This is a genomic window from Azonexus sp. GW821-FHT04F04, assembly GCF_059420025.1.
Map to the genome: position 1 here is coordinate 1 of NZ_JBWKSX010000018.1, position 15,153 is coordinate 15,153.

The 15,153-nt window shown below is 57.1% G+C and carries 14 protein-coding genes; 9 read left to right on the plus strand and 5 right to left on the minus strand.

The window, feature by feature from the left end:
* The first annotated feature begins 395 nt into the window (after positions 1 to 395).
* From AC07TV_RS21690 to AC07TV_RS21730, 9 genes are all read left to right on the plus strand, one after another.
* Positions 396 to 1,283, plus strand: coding sequence for a DUF6731 family protein (locus tag AC07TV_RS21690; protein ID WP_494650428.1), 888 nt, complete (start codon positions 396 to 398; stop codon positions 1,281 to 1,283).
* Positions 1,280 to 1,720: a hypothetical protein gene (locus AC07TV_RS21695; protein WP_494650429.1), complete on the plus strand. Its 441-nt coding sequence runs from the start codon at positions 1,280 to 1,282 to the stop codon at positions 1,718 to 1,720. Before AC07TV_RS21690 ends, AC07TV_RS21695 begins: the two co-directional genes overlap by 4 nt.
* A gap of 299 nt (positions 1,721 to 2,019) precedes the next feature.
* On the plus strand, positions 2,020 to 2,511 hold the full coding sequence (locus AC07TV_RS21700; RefSeq protein WP_494650430.1) for an esterase/lipase family protein: 492 nt from the start codon (positions 2,020 to 2,022) through the stop codon (positions 2,509 to 2,511).
* 309 nt (positions 2,512 to 2,820) lie between these two features.
* Entirely contained in the window at positions 2,821 to 3,666 is an 846-nt protein-coding gene (locus AC07TV_RS21705) for a type IV toxin-antitoxin system AbiEi family antitoxin domain-containing protein (protein WP_494650431.1), read from the plus strand.
* A complete protein-coding gene (locus AC07TV_RS21710) occupies positions 3,663 to 4,607 on the plus strand; it encodes a nucleotidyl transferase AbiEii/AbiGii toxin family protein (RefSeq protein WP_494650432.1) in 945 nt (314 codons plus the stop codon). The genes AC07TV_RS21705 and AC07TV_RS21710 overlap by 4 nt, the downstream gene beginning before the upstream one ends.
* Entirely contained in the window at positions 4,607 to 5,488 is an 882-nt protein-coding gene (locus AC07TV_RS21715) for an SMODS domain-containing nucleotidyltransferase (protein ID WP_494650433.1), read from the plus strand. Before AC07TV_RS21710 ends, AC07TV_RS21715 begins: the two co-directional genes overlap by 1 nt.
* 19 nt (positions 5,489 to 5,507) lie before the next feature.
* Positions 5,508 to 6,050 carry an SLATT domain-containing protein gene (locus tag AC07TV_RS21720; RefSeq protein ID WP_494650434.1) on the plus strand — a complete coding sequence of 181 codons (543 nt, stop codon included), beginning with the start codon at positions 5,508 to 5,510 and terminating at the stop codon, positions 6,048 to 6,050.
* Between the two features lie 65 nt (positions 6,051 to 6,115).
* Complete coding sequence (locus tag AC07TV_RS21725; protein WP_494650435.1) at positions 6,116 to 6,244, plus strand: hypothetical protein; 129 nt, start codon at positions 6,116 to 6,118, stop codon at positions 6,242 to 6,244.
* Positions 6,241 to 7,155, plus strand: a complete 915-nt coding sequence (locus AC07TV_RS21730; RefSeq protein ID WP_494650436.1) for an AbiJ-NTD4 domain-containing protein — start codon at positions 6,241 to 6,243, stop codon at positions 7,153 to 7,155. Before AC07TV_RS21725 ends, AC07TV_RS21730 begins: the two co-directional genes overlap by 4 nt.
* 364 nt (positions 7,156 to 7,519) lie before the next feature.
* Here the strand turns inward: AC07TV_RS21730 and AC07TV_RS21735 are convergent, their stop codons facing one another.
* From AC07TV_RS21735 to traN, 5 genes are read right to left on the minus strand one after another with little or no spacing between them, the layout of a single operon-like run.
* On the minus strand, positions 7,520 to 10,303 hold the full coding sequence (locus tag AC07TV_RS21735) for a conjugal transfer protein TraG N-terminal domain-containing protein (protein WP_494650437.1): 2,784 nt from the start codon (positions 10,301 to 10,303) through the stop codon (positions 7,520 to 7,522).
* A 33-nt stretch (positions 10,304 to 10,336) separates the two neighbouring features.
* Entirely contained in the window at positions 10,337 to 11,785 is a 1,449-nt protein-coding gene (locus AC07TV_RS21740) for a conjugal transfer protein TraH (protein ID WP_494650438.1), read from the minus strand.
* A complete protein-coding gene (traF, locus tag AC07TV_RS21745) occupies positions 11,782 to 12,645 on the minus strand; it encodes a conjugal transfer protein TraF (RefSeq protein ID WP_494650439.1) in 864 nt (287 codons plus the stop codon). Before traF ends, AC07TV_RS21740 begins: the two co-directional genes overlap by 4 nt.
* A gap of 8 nt (positions 12,646 to 12,653) precedes the next feature.
* Positions 12,654 to 13,028 (minus strand): hypothetical protein, encoded by a 375-nt coding sequence (locus AC07TV_RS21750; protein ID WP_494650440.1) that lies wholly within the window; start codon positions 13,026 to 13,028, stop codon positions 12,654 to 12,656.
* Positions 13,025 to 15,145, minus strand: a complete 2,121-nt coding sequence (traN, locus tag AC07TV_RS21755; RefSeq protein WP_494650441.1) for a type-F conjugative transfer system mating-pair stabilization protein TraN — start codon at positions 15,143 to 15,145, stop codon at positions 13,025 to 13,027. The genes AC07TV_RS21750 and traN overlap by 4 nt, the downstream gene beginning before the upstream one ends.
* Between the last annotated feature and the right edge of the window lie 8 nt (positions 15,146 to 15,153).

The following is a 15,153-nucleotide window of genomic DNA, read 5'->3' on the forward strand; positions in this document are numbered from 1 at the left end:
CTTGGCAGGCGATTCCCATCGCCCATTGAAGCAGAGATTTCACTTAACCGGATGTCCTGATTCGCGGAGCCACCTCTAGAGGTCGCCAGCGAAGAGAGCTTCAAGAAAACTGGCGGCGCCATCGCTGGGGCCTGGCCGGTGCCGCAGTCTTCGGCCCGGTAGGTCTGTTTGCCGGCTTGGTGCTCGGCGGCAAGAAAAAGAAAGTCACATTCATCATGATGTTCGAAGATGGCAGGAAGCTACTCGGTAAGGCTGATGAGAAGACATTCTCGAAACTACGGGTGATGACTTTCAAGTAATAGGAGGTAGCGCACACAGGGGTATGGAGTTGGTGCAATTGGTTCTGGTAACAGGGCTTCGGCACGCAATGTAAAACGACATAAAAAGAAACGACGATGAAATCAAAGAAAAAAATGCATGTTCATTTGTATGAGGTGATCCGTAGTGACGAGTCTCCTCCACTCGAAGATCGACTGTCCGAAATTGCGGATACGGAACTCGATCATCGAGAGCGTGATTTAGGTACAAAAATCCGCGTCGAAAATGAAATACTCTCGCCAAGCGCTGATCGCCCATATTGGCTGATGGACTTCGCAAAGCTGCGCTTTGATGGCGGTCCAGGACGGGCCAGCATCAAGAAACCAACCCGGAGCTTTGATCTGGAAGCTGGCGAAGGTTTTTCAGAAGAAACAGCGATTCTGTACCACCCCGCCAGTCGATATATCCTTGTGCAATACAATCATTTCGGCCCTCGACCAACAACGATTGCGGATTATCTGAGTGTGTTTGACCACAAGGCCGTGTCCTCATATGAATTCCGAATCAAGCTTCGAAATGATGCTATGGCTCGTTTGGAGAAAAAGAAACTCTTCACTCGGCTTGAGATCAAAGTTGCACCAGCTAACCTCTCTGATACCTTCCGAGCGAAGAATGTCGCTCTAAGCCAAGCGCTGCAATACCAGCTCGACAACTTTGGTGGTGATGTTATTACGATCGAGGTCGGACTAGATCGCCACACCAAGAGTTCGCTTAAACTAAAGGAATGGATGAAATCAATTCGGCGTTTGGCTTCCGAGGACCGCGATGCAATTAAGCATCTGGAGGTGAGTGGCCGTAACGATGAGTACGAACGCATCGAGCCGATAGATCTGCTTGCTGAAAAAGAGGATCTGAGCTATAGCGGAATCGAGATGGATGGCGGGTTGCGTTGCCTTCGCTCCGAACGCTATGCGCGGCTTGAAGCAGCATTTGCAACTTGGTCTGGAAGGCATGTTATTCCGTGAGCTTGACGTTTGAGCGCCTCTACCCATGGATTTTTGGGGCATTTGCCATCACTCTGGGGTGGCTGCTTGACCTTTCGCTTCCATTTGGCGACGACACGAGGTTTACGTCACTACTCTCCGCATCGATCAGCGTTTCGGCAATTCTGGTTGGCTTTCTGGCAACTATGAAATCCATCCTTATGGCGATCCCTGGAGTTATTGAACGCCTTCGGAAGGCAAATTACCTTGATATCCTCTCCACTTTTCTGGTGGAAGGGACTCTCGCCAATCTTTTGTTTTGTATTCTGAATATTGCCGCTTTCTTTCCTTGGGTGACAACAGAGAAAGTCCCTTACCTTTCTGCGATTTGGGTTGGCGTTGGGGTTTTTGCGGCGCTGTCTTTTTGGCGGATTGTTCGCGTCATGATACTGATCATGAACATTAATCCTTCCAGATAACCTGCCCATCCCTGCCCCCTGACCGTATAGGTGAGGCTGCACCGGTTTTCGTACCAGTCTTAACTGGAAATTTCCGCGTTTGGGGAAACTTCTGATTGATAGCAGAGTTGCAAAATTTGCTCTGTTAACCTCCGCGGCGCGATGACTAAAGGGAAACTTTGTAGCGAGTCCGTCGGCCCTCAAGTGACTAATGCAGCAGGAGTCATTTGCTTTGCCGTACTTATTGTCTCCAGCCTAACTGGTCATTCCGCCGGCTGGCCCACGGCCGCCAGTGAATTCACGCGTTAGCTTTTATTGTCATGGCACGAGTCGCATTGGTCACAGTCCACGGAACCTTCGCCAGAAACGCCGCGTGGGTACGTTCTGATTCTGTGCCTCTCCAGAGAGTCGCAGCAGATCTTTCAAATCGCGGGGATTCCTGCGACGTGCTCCCCTTCCGTTGGTCTGGGGCAAATACCTTCTCCGCAAGGCGGCGTGCTGGCGAAGCGCTAGCGGCATTTGTTGAAAGCGTTAGGTCAGAGAGTACTACGTACGACGAGTTCTTCCTTGTTGCACACAGCCACGGCGGGTCAGTTGTCGCGTATGCCGTTAGAGACTATCCGCAAATCAAGCAACTGATTACAGGGGTAGTGACACTTGCGACTCCATGGTTCACTGTTCGGCCCGAGAGGTTCGCTTCAGAAAACCGACTACTCATCGCCCGTTGCGTAAGTCTTTTGATCTTGTGTGGACTCCTGCTTGTCGTCGTCCCGCTGATTTCTGCCGGCGTCGCCTCCGATATCTTGCCGTAGAAGTGAATGCGCTGTTGCAGCAATATGCCTTACGGGGGGAGCGACAAGCTGTGGGTGTCTCGCCTTAAAGATGGCCGCTATTGACCCTCAAGTCCTATGGATAGGGCTTACGCCGATACCGTCTGCCTGTTGCTTCAGGTGGCGCCTCATGTGTTGCCAATGTACGAAACCGCAGAAGGCTACGGCCTCCACCGTCGATTTCTGGCTGGCTTTCAATTTGAGTTGTTGCTTGGAGTCTCCAGTTGAGACCTCTCGGTGCTTGGGTTTTCGTGTTACTTCTCCCGGATCATATGCAAAAACATTGGATTTGTGACGGTTTTTGCATATGATCCGGGTATGGTAAATCTTGAGCGGTTCGTTGATAACCGGTTACTTCATGGGCGCGCATACTTCGACCGAGAAGAGGCACTGGCCGGGGTTGACCTAAGTCCTGAGGGACTGGCTACTGCGATTACTAGGCTGGTCAGACGGCGCCGGCTGATCAACCCGCGCCATGGTTTCTATCTGATCCTACGCCCTGAGGATCAGATGACAGGTGCTCCCGATCCAGTTCGTTGGATTCATCCCTTGATGAAGCATCAGGGTCTCGACTATCGTATCTCATTGCTACGTGCTGCAGCTTTTCATGGTTCATCACACCAAGCAGCCATGGTCTTTCAAGTGGTGGCGCCAAAGCAGTTGAGGGATTTCGAGATTGGACGGCATCGTCTCCAATTTCTCTATCAGTCGCCCAGCGCTTTTGAAAAACTCAATCAACCCGATCAGCTTGACCAGATGAAAAGCGACGCTGGCTTTGCTCAAGTGGCGGGGGTTGAACTCACGTTGTTGGATTGTGCGCGCTACTTTCACAAGTCCGCCGGCATCAATGGCGTTGCGCAGATAGCCAAGGATATTGGAGGAAAGGCCGAGCCGCGTGCACTCGCCAAATTGGCTTTTTACTATGAAAACTCGTCCGTGCGTCGGCTCGGGTACCTGCTTGATCGTGCGGGTCATACGCGCCAGGCCGATGCGCTGGAAGCATTCGCCAAAAAAGCCAAGACGGCAGTAGCACTGGACCCTTCCGTCAAGCCCCTCATCGAATCGCTAGTTGATTTTCACGAAAAGGATACGAAGTGGAAGCTTGTAATCAATGAACCAATAGAGGTCGATTTTTGATTCCCAACTCATACATTCAGGCTTGGGGCTCGACGGCTCCGTGGCCTGATGCCAGGCAGATTGAACAAGACCTGATTATTAGTCGTGCCTTGTGCGACCTATTCAACGCCCCGGCATTAAAAGACAAAATTGCGTTCCGCGGCGGCACTGCAATCAATAAGTTGCTGTTCAAGCTACCGTTGCGTTATTCGGAAGACATTGACCTAGTACAGACAAAGGCCGAGCCAATCGGTACAACGGTTGATGCGATCCGCGAAGCCCTGTCGTGGCTTGGCAAGTGCAATCGAGAGCAGGCCGGTCACTCGATGCACCTGATATTCAGGTTCATACCCGAAGCAGACCCCCAGACAACACTGAAGCTGAAAGTCGAGATCAATACGCGCGAGCACGAGCATATGTTTGGCCTCAAGTCCTATCCCTTTGCTGTGGAAAGCGATTGGTACAAAGGAGCGACTGATATTACGTCTTTCGAACCTGAGGAACTGTTCGGTACAAAATTACGTGCATTGCTGCAGCGGCGCAAGAATCGTGACCTTTTCGATCTGCACCATGGGCTTGAGCAACTCGCGATGGACCAAGGCAAACTCATCGCATGCTTTGACCACTATTTGGCGCTTGAAGGTAAACCCATCACACGTGCCATTGCCGAGCAGCGCATGTTGGAAAAGCTTACGCGCAGCTTGATCGAAGACATTGCGCCGTTGCTGCCGGCAGGCATCCGTTTCAATGACGAGGACGCTATACAGGCGTTCGAGCGCGTATGGGAGGAACTGATCACGCGCATCAAAGGCGATCCGTGGAAGTTGACTGAAAAAGTTCTCGAAGAGCTGCGTGCCAAGAGATACCCTGGACTGCTAAGCCAGAGTGGCTATCAGAAGTCTTCGATTTTAGCGGCCCTAACGGGGCAAATTAACTCAGGCAGCGTTGGAGATACCAACTGATGGGAGTGGGAGAATGGTTTTCGGATTTTTGCTCGGCTGGGCGGCTCGGCACAGATAAGCGCGGGTCAATTGCAACTCGGACCGAGCGAATTACGGCGAGGCTAAACCTCGACTTCCGAGGTTTGGACTCCAAGACGGCTAATCGTTTCTACGTCGGGTCATACGGTCGTAGCACAGCAATACCAAGCGTGAGTGACGTTGACCTGTTATATGAACTGCCCGCCACTCTTTTTCAGCAGTACGACGCCTACAAAAACAATGGTCAGTCTTCCCTTCTCAGCGCAATAAGGGCTTCTCTGCAGAAGACCTACAGCTCATCTAGTGTTGCCGGTGATGGGCAAGTAATTGTCATTAATTTTAATGATGGCATTAAATTTGAAATCCTCCCTGCATTTCTCAATACCGCGAACGGGTACACGTTCGCAGATACAAACGGTGGTGGCTCTTGGAAGTCATGCAAGCCAAAGCAAGAGATGGCTGCATTCGCGACTCGCAACGATAACTGCAGTAAGAACCTTGTAGAGCTAGGCCGAATGGCCAGGGCTTGGCGTGACAGAAATAACGTCCCGATGGGGGGAATGCTGATAGACACGTTGGCATATCAGTTCATCGAGACTTGGGAGTTTCGCAACAAGTCCTATTTTTACTATGACTACATGACCCGCGACTTCTTCAAGTTTCTGGCAGGGCAGAACAGACAGCAATCATATTGGCTCGCTCCCGGCAGTGGTTCATATGTCTATCGAGGCGGTTTGTTCGAATACAAGGCGCGCCAGGCCGAGCTTCTCGCCTTGGAGGCCATTCAGCACCAAAACAACGGTCATGACTCATCCGCCAAGAAAAAATATCGGGAGATTTATGGAACAAGCTTCCCCGCTTAACGACGAGCATCAACCTCCCATGAAAACGCTTGAAGGCCAGTTGCGGGAAATGTACGGCCGAGCAGCCTACACGCACAAAACCCATGAGAAGATGGCGGATGGCTATATCCGTCGGTATCGAATAATTAAAACCTTGGAAATATGGCTGTCAGCTCTAGCGGCCGGAAGCTTGGTACTGGCCGTATTGGGAGATTCGCGCACCGCGACTATCGCTGGTGCTGCGCTCTCGACGCTCTTGCTTGGCTTCACACTTTATTTCAAGGAAGCCAGCCTGGGGGAGCAGGCACAGAAGCATACCGTTGTTGCCTCGAAGCTCTGGGGGGTTCGGGAAGCATTGCTCAGCCTCCTTGTTGATATGCACGATGGGCGGGATCTCGAGGAGGTACGCCAAATGCGCGATCAACTCAACTTGCAGTTGGAGGATATCTACAAAGGCGCCCCGCGGACTGATAGCTCGGCATATGCAGCTGCGCAAAAAGCGCTGAAATCGGCGGAAGAGCTGTTCTTCTCTGATGATGAGCTCGACAAAATGCTGCCGAAAAAGCTCCGAACCAAAAGGTAATGAATGTGGCTGACTGACAACTGGAGCGTGTTCACAGCAACCAAATAGTTCGGGACTACGAAGCAATGGCCGGCATGGTCTTTGGCGAGCTCCCGAAGCTTGAAGCGGTCCCGGCCGGCGTCAAGCAATTCGAAAAGACCATCAACCGCGCCATGAACGCGGACAAGTTGGCGCAAGAGGAACAACATACATGAACGATTACTTCAGCGACCGGGAAAACGGGCCGCGAGCCCGAACCGAGCAGGTCATTTCGTCTGAGGTCTGGGCTGGTTTGGTGGCGACGGTGCAGGCGCTGGTCAATAGCGGTGCCTTCGGACTGCGTTTTCCGGAGCGCTGCCCGGATGGGCAAGCCATCTGCGGCTGTGATCAGGATGCCATCGGTGCTTCCGTCATTGCAGAAATACCGGGATTAAGGTGGCCCCTCGAAACCTCCAGACTGGTGGAGGATGGGTTCCTGCGGCAGCATGAGCCATTTGCGCCGGACACGTTATTGATCCTGGATTTCGTCGAGTTCGTCTACGTATCGGTGGCGAAGCCGATTCCAGGAAGGCTCCACGACTTTTTCAATCACCACCATTTCACCTTCGATCAGCAATCCGGACAGGAAGAGTTCAGGGCGACGGTCAATCGCATCTTTGCGCGCAATGGTGTGGCCTTCGAAATGCTGTCAAACGGTCGTATCGTGCGTATTCTTCCGTTGGTGCTGGGGGATGACCTCAAAAGGATGGTATTCCGGACGGGGGACCGGATCCTCGACAACATGTTGGAAGAAAGCCGCGCTAAATTTACTGACCGTGATCCGCTCCTGCGCCGCGATGGTCTTGAGCGTTTGTGGGACGCATGGGAGCGACTCAAATCGCTTGCAGATCCCGAAAATAAGAAAAAATCGATCAAGATCATTCTCGATGCTACCGCCGAAGAGGTGGCGCTTCGGCAGCGGCTGGAAGACGAAGCAAAAGAACTGACCGATATCGGTAACAGCCACCTCATTCGGCACACCGAACTCAAGCAAATACCGGTCATCGACGTGGATCACGTCGACTATCTGTTCCATCGCTTGTTTGCGATGATCCAGTTGTTGCTGCGAAAGAAACGACCCGTCTAGCGATTTCGGCGGCGCTTGGTAGTGGTAATAGCGATTGACTGGAATCAGGGGCTTGCTGACGGCATTTCCGCGATTAGCCTGATGTCAGGAGGTCGATATGCGGAAATTTTTCTTCTTCGCGATCCTGGCGATTGGCGCAGGGATCGGATTGCTGGTTGCTATCGCAGCAAAAGGCGAATGGGGCGCAGGGGCAGTTATGGTGGGTATTGGGCTACTCTTTGCCGTTCCGCTCGCCAGTGCGTTGACGGGCATTGGACGAGGCCGCAGGAGGTTGCGGCGGCGACGGATTGGTGGAGGACTAAGGGGCACGTCCGGGTCTTTGCTCAAGGGAGATGTCCCTGTTCGGCGCTGGGATCGGTAGCAGTTACTTTTTCGACTTGATCAACTCCTGCACGGCATCCTTTGCGTTACCTACCGTTGCCTCTCCATCTTTGTATACCTGCCTGGCTGATTGCCACATCAGCGACTTCTTCGATGCCAGGGTCCCGTCGTCTGTGTTGATGATTTCAGCCTTGCCGTCGAATTCTTCGCGCTTCGCTGCGGCCTCGCCGTGAATCTGGACGGCGCGTTGCTGCACTTCCTCGCGCATGGGCGAAGGTCGTTCGGTTTTCTGTTCCAGCGGACGACTTGGATTGCTGCCAAACCGTGAGGCCTTGCTCACTTGAGCCTGGTGGGTTGCCTTGATGTCCGGTGTGATGGCGACATCATGCAACTGCTCTTTATGGAGGTCGCGGATATCACCAAAGGAGGTCGGGAGGCTGCTCCCATCCGAAATAACCCGATTCGGGCGCAATGACTGGCGGGCCAACTCGGCCGACATCAAGGCGTGAGCGGCGGCGCTGTTGCCGCCATAGGTCTGGGCATATCGGAGGAACATCTCCATGTTGTGCGGGTCTTGGGCGATGTCGATGGAGATGGAATCGCCCTTGTCGTGGGCGGACGATACACGTTCCGCAAAACTGGTGCGATCGGCAAGGGTGGCATCCGCCCGTTCGGAACGGGCTCGTGTCGAACCGAGGCGGGACGACATCTCGCGGGCCTCACTCGCGTCGTTTGAGAGCGCCTGCAAATAGCTGGCATCCCTCGATACCCGGTCACCGAATTGTTTGAAGGCTACCAACTGCTCTCCGCTTAGGCTGGCCAACGCTTTCTGTTCCTGGGTGGAAAGGCTCGACTGGTAGGACTTGTCGGCGCTGGTGTGAAGGTCAGCGCCCGCAACTTTGGCATTCACGCCGACATGGGCGGCCGCACCGAAAGCAATACGCGCGACCTGCGCCTGGCTGAGACCGGTGCTCTGGGCAACGCTTTGCGTGATCTGATCCAACTGATTCAGCGTGTCGCCTATTTGCTCGAAGCTGCTGGTGCTGGAACCGCTGCTGCTACGCGTGGAGCGAAGCTTGTGGAGCCCGCGAGAGAACACTTCGGATAGTGCTGCCGATTGCTCCATCGTCGCTGTCGTGGCTTCACCGCGCGCTGCATCGACCTGCCGGCTGGCTTGCTGCACATCCTGTTCGGATACACGCATCGAGACCACTCGCGAAGCGAATCCCTGATTGCGCAACAGGCTGACCGCAGTTCGGCCGGTGAGCGCGTTCGACGAGAACGTATTTCCAGAGAGGTCGTTTTGCCAACTACTCATGAATGCCGATGTACGGTTGGGTGCCAGTTGCATCTGGTCCATGCCGACGTTGCCCATCGAGACGTTGCCAACGGTGGCGGCCGAGGTGCTGCCGGAGATCATCCCTTGTAGCCCTGACAGGCCACCGACCAGTGCTGTTCCGAAGTTCTCCATGCGCTTCAGGGCGGCCCAGGCAATGAAAGGAATGCTGATGGCGAGGTAACCGACAACGGCCTCCCCCGAGATTGCCCGTGAATAGATCGTTGAAGCCGTCTGCAATGCCAGCGACTTGACCCCCGTTCCGAGGTCGGCAGCGGCGGCAAGGTCGTAGGCCGCATAGATCGAAGCCATGTAGTTCAGGATGGCATAGAGCGGTGGCCACAGCTGAATCCAGATCAGCACCGCCGCATAGCCTTTGAAGGCCAACATCGTTTCGCGACCGCTGGTAAGCAGGAGCAGCATGACCATGAGGGGGAACATCGCGTAGGTGACCGCCTCGACCACGTTTCTAAAAACAGGCAGTGCCTGCTCGGCCACCTTGCCGTAATTGAGCCAGGAGGCGTTCTGCTGGGCCACCGCCTGAGCGCGGCCGACCGCCAACACCATCGCCGCCGGGTCGTTAACCTTCTGGCCGACGATCTTGCTCGTGTCCTCAAGCGCGTTGAGCATGGCGTTCTGTCGGATGATGTCGGCCGCCGTCGCCGCCGCGGTGGCGATGCTGTTCTTGAGATAGGCCTGCTGGATTTGTCCGGCGATGGCCGCTGCAGCGGCAGCGCCGGGCAAGGTCGGGTTGAGTTGGAAGGCCAGTCGCCCCTGGATGCGGGTTATCTGGACCGGCAAGCGGCCATTGAGGCTCAGATAGACATTGGGGCAGGTATCGACGCCGACGCTGCCGCCCGCGCCGGTCAGCGTACTGAAGCGTGCTGGATTGGGTGAGGCCATCAGCGGCCAGACATCATCCGATGCAGAAAAGACCGCCGGATCGAGCGTGCCGTCGATCAGGTCGTAGGTCGTGCAATTGTGGATGAAGTTGATCAGGTCGGTGCGGAAGGCCGGGTCCTGGAAAACCACATTGCCGGTCTCACGGATCAGCCGGTTGCCGAACATCAGTCCATTCTGCTGATAGCTCAGTTCGACCGGCAGGGCGCCGACGCCCGGGATAACCTGGAAGGCTGTTTCGAACAGACTGGTCAGCGTATTGCCGATGGTACTGGTGATGCTGCCCAGCGCGGCTACCCCGAATGGCACGTTACCGACGACCTTGACGGCCGAACCGCCGGTCTTGTCCACGATGCCGATAGTGACCTTGGGGACGATCAACACCGAGAAGACCAGCACGACTGTGCCCAGCCACTTCCAACCCTGCAATTTCTCGGGGGCAAAAGCGTAGGCAATCAGGGTGGCCACAAAACCGCAGAAGGCCACGGCCGCCAGCGCAGCGGCGTAGTCGCCCGAGGCGTGAATCGCCGCCGCGGCATTGAAGACGCCGAACAGGCTGTCGGCATTCTGGTAAGCGTAGATTTCCCACATGCTGCTTTCTCCTGTCGCGCTATCGCTTCGTCTCTATTGCGACAGGTAAGCGGCCTGCTGGCCGAGCATGTCCATCACGTGTTGCGGCATGCTGGAGCGTAATTGGCGTTCGAGTTGTTCCAGGTGGTTCGATACCGCCCGAAAAGAGCCGACCTTCTGGTAGAGCAGGTTTTTCTCCTGGGAGAGTTGCATGAGCATGGCCTGCGCCCGCTGGCGGACCCGGTTGGCTTGCTCGCGTTGCGACTGCTGCAGGGTGTAGTTCTTGTCTAGCGCAGCCATGCCCAGACGCAGATTGCGTTCAAGAAAAACATAGGCGTAGTCGGCGGCAATCACGTCGCGATACTGGGCGATCAGGCTGTCGGCCAAACCCGATCCCGGGATGCTGGTACCGATCGACAACATCTTGTAGACCGGCTCGGTGGTCTGGTTGACGAAGCCGACCTCGGTCGAGTTATTGGGGATGGCAGTGCGTGTCGTGATCTTCTCGGCAATAGAGCGCATGATCGCTTCGACCTTGGCGGTAAAGGGCGTGTGGGTGTACGAAGTGTTCAAGGTGACCACGTCGCAGTTGGTGTAGTCGTTGCACTTCAAGACATGCTGCACGACATCCGTACCGGCGGCCGCACCCTGGCCGTAAAGCAACTGGCTGATCGAGGTCAGCGTCGGGGCGATCGGCTCGGGGTCGCGGGCCGACTCTTCAGGGTAATAGATGATGGTGCCGACCAGGCTCATGATCAGTTCGCGCTCCTGATCATCCAGATAGGCGCCGGTGTACTGCAAGGCTTTCCAGGTCAGGTTGCCGACGAAAGGTGCCTTGTTTTTCACCTTCGGATCGCCCGAGGAGCGTGCCGAGGACAGAATGCTGGGCCGATCGGTCGCACAGCGCCGACGCGCGGCATCGCGGTCGCTTTCCATACCCATCTCGATGGCCAGATCGGCGCAGGTTTCCTGAGAACTGTAGCCAATCGATTCGGCCGCCGTACTGACAATGGCCTTGGCGGTTTCGCAGGAATTGATCCGGGCATTGTTGATCCAGGTCTCCAGTCCCTTGGCCCACTTGGTCAGTCCGCCGAGCAGCGGCGAGACCGCCTCCAGAGCGAGTTGAAAAGCGATCCCCGGCAGGGCAGCCGTGATGTTCTTCAGCATGTTCTTGAACTCGGTCGCCGAAATGTGCGAGAAGGAACCACCAAAAACGTCGATGCCGCCGCAGCCGGCCTTGGCGCTTGGGAACTGGATGGCGGCCAGCTGATAAACCTTGTTCGGCGAACGCATCATCAAGTTGCCGCCGGTGTAGGTATTGAAGGTCTGGCCGCGGAAGGCACCGGGTGCCGTGTAGTTACCGATGGCACCCAGATTGTTGAACATGTTGTTCACCTCGCTGTTGAGGTCGCCGGCCTGCAGTTGGAGGGACGGGATCGCCAGCAGCAGCGCCAGGAAGGCGGCAGCACTACGCTGCAAATGAGGATGATCGTAATGTTTCATGGCACCTCCGGGGGTAGGGCGAGACCTTGTGTGGTTGTGGGCAGCATGGCCTCGGCTTGCGGAGTGGAGACGACGGCAATGCGTTCGAGCAACTGGGATTCCGAGAGCACCCCGAAGCCGATCGGGCTGATCTTTCCGGTGAAGGGCTGGGCCAGATATACGGCGGGCACCTGGCTGACTTTCAGGGCAGTGGCAATGCCGTTGTCTGGGCGGGCATTGGGGAAAACTGGCAACTGTCCACCGTCCACGCTGATGGCGACGACCTGGATACTGTGACGGGCCTGGAAGGCTGCCAACGTCGGTGCCAAGGCATGGCAGTACGGACAGTCCGAGCGATAGAAAAAGAACAGCACGTGATCCTTGCCCAAGTCGGTAATGGCGCGCGAGCGATCCACCAGTTCGGCTTGGTCGAAGACTTCCAGGGCCTTGGCATTGACCGGGCGGCCCTGCAGGGTCGGGTCCAGTTGCGGGGTGGCCCAGGCCACGCGTTGCGCGACATCGGCGAAGTAGGAAGCGCGGGCGACGACCTGTGACTCCAGTTCCATGTAGCGCCGTACATTGGCTTCGCTCGGTCGCATGATGGCGATGTTGCGCGTCTCCTCCAGTGCTTTCTGAAGGCGTTCGAATTCGAGCAGTTCCGGTGCCCGCGAAGGTTGGGCTGGTGGCACAGTTGTTGTAGCCTTGCCCGGCGGTAATGGGTGTTCGATCTCTTCTGGCACTGGCGCTTCATAGAAATGCCAGCCGCGCCAACTGTCGGCCCAATAGCGGGAGGCAGCATCCTGGGCTGTTGCGCTCTGGTTGCCGAGCAGCACGGCGAAGGTCAGCAGCAGCGGGAGGGCGGAGCGGTTACGGATAATCATGCGTGGCCCTACTTCAGGGATTGCGGTGGCTGGCCGTCAAGGCAGTAGTTGATGCCGAAATCGATGCTCTGGCGGCGTGGGCTCGGCGCACCGGGCAGTAAAACCCCGTCCTGCCAGAACCTGACATTCAAGCGGGCACAACCGGCCTGGGCGTAGCGCTTCTCGGTCGTGACATCGATATAGATCGGCGAGGTGGCAGCAAAGCGCTGGGTGAGCGCCTCGGCAATCTCGCCGCTGAGGATGGCGTGGGCCTCGCCATCAACTGATCGGAGGGCGGCCAACATGACCGGTCGGGGATCCGATACCGGGGCTCTGGGCACCTCGTCGGCGAGGGCGGGCGACGCGAATCCGGCGAGCAAGGCAGCGGTGTAAGCGATCTTCATTGGCACTTCCCCTGTCCGTAGTAGCAAGTCGTCAGGCGGGCGGCGTTGCTGCCCTGGAGCGCGCCGGCATTGGGCAGCGTCGGGACGATGGATGCGTAGAACTCGGTGAGGTCCATGGCCGCAAAGTCGAGGCTCTGGAGTTGGGCGATGGTGAACCCCGAGCAGTCGGGGCGTTCCCCGGAGCCCCAGCCCTTGCCGACCTGCACGCGGCCCTGCTCATTGACGATGCGGGCCAGTTTGCTGTTGAAGCAGCACTTGCCGGTGCTGTGTTCGATACAGGAGACGCACTTGCCGAAAATCCGAATGCAGGAGGAGCACCAGGAACCGACCGTATGGCACAGACCGGCCCCTTCCTTCATGGCGAGCTTGCCTTCTTCCTCGTTACAGGACGACATCGACATGATGATGTAGATGACGATTGCAATGACCAGCGACCAGGGGTCGAAGGCGACGACCAGGCTTTCACCGGAATAGAGCACGGCCGAACTGGCCGGCAGTGCCGTACCGTTGACCGCAACGGTGATGCCATAAGTGGTGAAGCTGCCGCTGAAACCGCCGCCCAGCAGCAAGGCCTGCATCCCTTGATAGAGAAACTCGCGGTTCTGGGAATTCATCAGCACGTCGTAGACCAGGCTCGAGCCGGTGCCGAACAGGCTCTGGTTGGTCATGCCGGCGCCGGCCGAATCGGAACTGCAACAGTTCTTCAGCAGGCGGTCGCGGCAGCGGTTGCCTTCGCCTTTGAAAACCTGCATCTTGCTGGTGTCGAGATACACGCCCGCTTCGCGTCCGGCTTCCATCAGTGACATCGAACGGGCGAAGTCGGCATCGTTGGTGTAGCTGGTGTTGAAGCAGTTCGCACCCAGGCAATAAACGTTGGCCGGGCAGTTCGAAGCGGTAGTCGTGGTTTGCGCGGCGACCGGGCAGGTATAGGTGTCCTGGGTGATCTCGCACAGTCCGCTGCCGACATTCATTTGCTTGCAGGAACTGCTGGCTGGCGTGCAGCCGCTGCTGGCCAGCGGTGCGCACTCGTCGACCGGGGCGCCCGAGGTGCAGGTCAGGGTGCGCTCATAGGACCAGCAGGCACGGGTCACGGCGCGGCCTTCGATGGCCTTGGTCGCCGGGCCGTCGACACAGGTGTCGGCCGTGGTGACGGTGCAGCGCCCGCCAGCGTTCAGCACGGCACTCTTGTCGACCCAGACATCGGTCTCGTGTTGCACCATGGCCGGCTGGACGAATGACAGAGGCAGGTTCCACTTCACGAATCCGCCAAAACCGCTGAACTGGAATGTGTAATTGCACGTCCCGGCCGTGCAGCCTGAACCGGGCATCATGTTGACCGTGAATGGGCTCCGGCAACTGCCTTCCCAATGGGGGGATAGGTTGGTGACATAGGTGGCCAGGGTGGCCGGTGCGGTCGGGAGGTCGACGGTCTGCCAGCCGATGCAGGCCCCTTGGCCACCGGCCGCATAGAAGCGGAAACGCTGCAGCCCATCGCTGCGCAGTTGGCATTGCGCTTCCGCCACCATGTAGTCGGCGCCGTTGCGGTTTACCTGACCGTGGGCGACCCAAGTGCCTTCGATGCAACTGGGCTGGAGGTCGATCTCAACCGTCAGATCGCGCCGCGTCGTGTAGTTGCCGACCCCGCTGTAGCGATTGCAAACCTTGGTCGTGGTGCCCGCCGCAATGCCGACCTCGGCGGTGGTGCAGCCCGAGTAATAATCGGCCAGGCTGCCCAGTGTGCTCGACGGATTGCGGGCGATGTCGCGGGCCGCGGAGACCGCCGGATCGTAGGCGGAGATCGCCGGACGGGGGGTATTGGCCGAGGTCAGCGCGCCGTCCTGGGCCTGGCAGACCGGATCGCTGGTACCAGCCGCGCAGGTACTCAGGCGGACATTGGCCGCCCCGGACAAGTTGGGCTGGCCGTAATACGCCGTTTCGGGGGGCGTCGTGGTGTACGACGGCACGGCGCTCGCGGCGCTGGGCATATTTACCGTGCCGCGAATGACCGGGTTGGCCACCTGGCCGGCGGCGGTGCCCTCTTCAAACGGCCCGGCGATTGCAGCACTCTGCGTCGTGACGAAGCAGAACAGCGTGATCCAGATGATCAGGCGGCGCATGGGGATCA

Bases quoted from the DNA above. Each gene is read 5' to 3' on its own strand.
- AC07TV_RS21720 (WP_494650434.1), top strand. From the start codon at position 5,508: ATGAAAACGCTTGAAGGCCAGTTGCGGGAAATGTACGGCCGAGCAGCC.
- AC07TV_RS21730 (WP_494650436.1), top strand. From the start codon at position 6,241: ATGAACGATTACTTCAGCGACCGGGAAAACGGGCCGCGAGCCCGAACC.
- AC07TV_RS21700 (WP_494650430.1), top strand. From the start codon at position 2,020: ATGGCACGAGTCGCATTGGTCACAGTCCACGGAACCTTCGCCAGAAAC.
- AC07TV_RS21750 (WP_494650440.1), bottom strand. From the start codon at position 13,028: ATGAAGATCGCTTACACCGCTGCCTTGCTCGCCGGATTCGCGTCGCCC.
- AC07TV_RS21690 (WP_494650428.1), top strand. From the start codon at position 396: ATGAAATCAAAGAAAAAAATGCATGTTCATTTGTATGAGGTGATCCGT.
- AC07TV_RS21740 (WP_494650438.1), bottom strand. From the start codon at position 11,785: ATGAAACATTACGATCATCCTCATTTGCAGCGTAGTGCTGCCGCCTTC.
- AC07TV_RS21715 (WP_494650433.1), top strand. From the start codon at position 4,607: ATGGGAGTGGGAGAATGGTTTTCGGATTTTTGCTCGGCTGGGCGGCTC.
- AC07TV_RS21725 (WP_494650435.1), top strand. From the start codon at position 6,116: ATGGCCGGCATGGTCTTTGGCGAGCTCCCGAAGCTTGAAGCGGTCCCG.
- AC07TV_RS21735 (WP_494650437.1), bottom strand. From the start codon at position 10,303: ATGTGGGAAATCTACGCTTACCAGAATGCCGACAGCCTGTTCGGCGTC.
- traF (WP_494650439.1), bottom strand. From the start codon at position 12,645: ATGATTATCCGTAACCGCTCCGCCCTCCCGCTGCTGCTGACCTTCGCC.
- traN (WP_494650441.1), bottom strand. From the start codon at position 15,145: ATGCGCCGCCTGATCATCTGGATCACGCTGTTCTGCTTCGTCACGACG.